Genomic DNA, 3,152 nt, shown 5'->3' with positions numbered 1-3,152 from the left:
CCCACCCCCGCCCCGCCACCGACGCACGCCCCCGGCACCGCCCCTGCCGCGTCCGGCCCACCCGGGATGCCGGCCACGGCGAACCGTGCACATCATGGGTGTCCGCGGGCCCTTGCGATCACCACGACCGGCAGGGCACACCGGCCGCCCGACGTACCCGACCCGCCCCATGGGCCCCCACCCCAACACCGCGACACCGCCCCCACCGTGACCACGGCGACCACGGCGAACACCGCCCCCACCGTGACCACGGCGACCACGGCGAACACCGCCCCCACCGTGACCACGGCGACCACCGCGAACGCTGCGAAGAGGTGGCCCATGAGCACCATGGCGGCCCAGGACGAGGACCGCGTGACCCCCTCCTCCCCGAACCGCCGGAACACCGGCCCCCACCCCCTGCCGCGCACCCTCCTGCCCGCCGCCGCAGCGACCCTCCTCGCCGCCGCCGGCGCCCTCGTCGCCGTCGGATGCTTCCTCGGCCTCTACCTGCGCCCCACCTCCGACGACTGGTGCGCCGCCTGGAAGACCCGCGACCTCGGAGTCCTCGGCATCACCGCCGACTTCTACACCACCCAGAACGGCCGCATCACCAACGCCTTCCTCAGCGGCCTCCTCTACAGCGGCGGACCCGCCGGCACCAAACTCCTCCCCACCCTCATCACCTGCACCCTCACCGCCGCCCTCGTCCTGCTGGGCCGCCGCCTCCTGCACGCCCTCGGCCGCACCCCGCCCCTCCTCGCCCTGACCGCCTGCGCCCTCGCCCTCCAGGCCCTCCTCTACTTCGCAGGCACCCGCAGCTACCAAGTCCTGCTGTGGGCCCCCGCCACCATCTCCCACACCCTCCCCTCCGTCATCGGCCTGTGGGCCCTCCTGACGGCCCTGGCCACCGTCAACCACCCCCGCCGCGCCGTCCGCACCGCCGGCATGACCGCAGCCCTCCTCATCGGTCTCGCCCTCGGCACCCTCAGCGAACCCTTCGCCCTGGTCAGCGGCCTCCTCGCCGCCCTGACCGCCCTGCTGTGCCTGCCCCGCCTACGCCTGGCCACCACCTGGCGCCCCACCCGCTGGTGCCTGCTGTGGTGCACCGGCCTCGCCTGCGGCCTCGCCGTCCTGCACACCTCCCCGGGCGCCCGCTGGCGCCGCGCCCAACAGCCCGAGAACCCCCCCATGCTCTCCACCGGCGAACTGCACGCCACCTACCAGGACTGGCTGCGCATCTGGGACACCGTCACCGGCCAATGGGCCTACCTCGCCGCCGCGGCCGCCGGCCTCCTCCTCGGCCTGGCCGCCACCCTCCGCACCCCCCACCCCCACACCCCCAACCGCGCCACCGCCCCCGCTCCTGCCGCTGCCGGGGCGGGCCGGGCCACACGGGCCGCCCTGCTCCTCCTGCCCCTGCCCGTGGTGATCCTCGGCTCCTTCGCGGTCGCGGCAGGCCTGCGCAGCGGATACGGACCCACCGGCTGGACGTACGCCCGCACCTGGACGAGCTTCCTCCTGCCCATGGAACTGGCCCTGTGCGGCTACGGCGCCCTGCTCGGCACCTGGGCCGGCCCGCGCCTGGCCGCCCGCCGCCCCGCCACCGCGGCCGCCGCCGCCACGACCGCGCTCTGCCTGACCCTGGCCGCAATGGCCTCCCTCGTCCCCGCCCTGCAACAGCTCACCACCACCACCGTCGCCCGCTCCATCGCCTGGGACGCCCAAAACGCCCGCATCCGCGCCGAGACCGCCCGAGGCGCCACCGACGTCGCCTACCGCCCCCTGCACATCGGCAGCCTCGCCGAACCCTTCTACACCGCCGACTACGACCGGGACTGGGTCGCCGCCTGCGTCTCCCGCTGGTACGGCGTCGACCGCATCCACCCCCGCTGACCCACCCCGCCCCGCCGCTCGTGGTGCCGGCGGCGTCCGGCGGGGAGGGGTGCCGCCGGACACCGGGCCGGTGCCCGGCCCGCTTCCGACGCAAAGGGGGAGGGGGGAGCGGCAGCGGCCCGGGGCCGCTCTATGCTCGGGCCGTGGACACACACCAGAGCCCGACAGCATTGATCGAATCGGCCTGGGAGGAGCTGAACAGCTCCGATGCGGGCCGCCGGGACCTCTGCCTCGATGCCGTCAGCGACATCCTGCAGACGGGCCGATTGGCGCACAGCGACGTCGAGCGGGCCGTCGAACGTCTCGTCACCATCGCGCTCTCCGGCGAGAGCCACGCAGTGCGCGAGTCGGCACTGCACGCAGTCCGCACGGCAGCTTCCCCGCACTACGAACTTCCCTACCGAGTGGTGGAGCCGCTCGCAGCCGGGGCAGACGGCTTCGAACCCGTGCTCCTCGCCTACGTCCTGGCCGTCCTCGGCACTACCCACGACCCGGCAGCGCTACCGATCGTCGAGCGGTTCCTCCACCACCCCCACCCCGAGGTCCGCCGGGAGGCCTCGGACGCGGTGGCGGAGCTCCACCGCCACCGAAAGTCGGCCCGGGACAGGACGGCACAGCTCCCGAATCCGAGCGGCTCGGTCGGCAAGACAACCGCACCCGCCCGCCCAAGCCCCCCCGGCCCCGGCGGTCAGAGCGCAGGTGGGGCCGGGCGGCGGGGCAGCGGTCCGCCGCCGTCGGTCGCCAGCCGCGCATGCAGCTCCACGTCGTAGCGGACACCGTCGTACTCCAGCCTGCGCCGCTGCACCCCCTCGACCGCGAAGCCCGCCGCCCGCGCCACCGCGCACGAAGCCGGATTGTCGATGCGGTGGCCCAGTTCCAGCCGGAACAGACCCGCATCCTCGAACGCCCAGGCAGCCACCGCCCGACAGCCGCCCGAGGCCACCCCCCGCCCGCGGGCCGCCGCGGTCGTCCAGTACGACACCCACCCGGTGCGGTGACGCCGGTCGACGGCACCCACCGCCACATGCCCCAGTACCGCATCCGCACCGTCGACGACCGCGAACGCGAACCCCGTCCCCGCATCCCACTGCTCGGCCCTCGCCGCCAACCAGCGCCGCGCCGCCGCCGGCGTCACCACCGGCTCGGCGGCCTGCCGCGCCATCACCGGCTCGGCGAACGCCGCCAGCACCGCCCCGGCATCCCCCGGCGCCCAGCGCCGCAGCCGCAGCTCCGGGCCCACCTCCAGACGATCACGCATCATCGCCGCAGTCTTCCCC

Annotated in this window: 3 protein-coding genes; 2 read left to right on the top strand and 1 reads right to left on the bottom strand. The window is 75.3% G+C overall.

The window, feature by feature from the left end:
- Positions 1-207: 207 nt before the first annotated feature.
- Together IF89_RS0134670 and IF89_RS46640 are read left to right on the top strand one after the other, a co-directional pair.
- Positions 208-1,875: a DUF6056 family protein gene (locus tag IF89_RS0134670; protein WP_158718098.1), complete on the top strand. Its 1,668-nt coding sequence runs from the start codon at positions 208-210 to the stop codon at positions 1,873-1,875.
- Positions 1,876-2,018: 143 nt separating this feature from the next.
- Positions 2,019-2,645 carry a HEAT repeat domain-containing protein gene (locus tag IF89_RS46640; RefSeq protein ID WP_158718097.1) on the top strand — a complete coding sequence of 209 codons (627 nt, stop codon included), beginning with the start codon at positions 2,019-2,021 and terminating at the stop codon, positions 2,643-2,645.
- Here IF89_RS46640 and IF89_RS0134665 read toward each other — a convergent pair.
- On the bottom strand, positions 2,564-3,133 hold the full coding sequence (locus IF89_RS0134665) for a GNAT family N-acetyltransferase (RefSeq protein ID WP_043194802.1): 570 nt from the start codon (positions 3,131-3,133) through the stop codon (positions 2,564-2,566). The two genes, IF89_RS46640 and IF89_RS0134665, sit on opposite strands and share 82 nt — an antisense overlap.
- Between the last annotated feature and the right edge of the window lie 19 nt (positions 3,134-3,152).

The organism is Streptomyces sp. NRRL F-2664, assembly GCF_000719345.1.
Classification (GTDB): Bacteria; Actinomycetota; Actinomycetes; order Streptomycetales; family Streptomycetaceae; genus Streptomyces.
This window is presented reverse-complemented; position numbering and strand designations above follow the sequence as displayed.

What these genes read in the sequence shown, in the direction of transcription:
- IF89_RS0134665 (WP_043194802.1), bottom strand. Translation starts at nt 3,133, where the DNA reads ATGCGTGATCGTCTGGAGGTGGGCCCGGAGCTGCGGCTGCGGCGCTGG.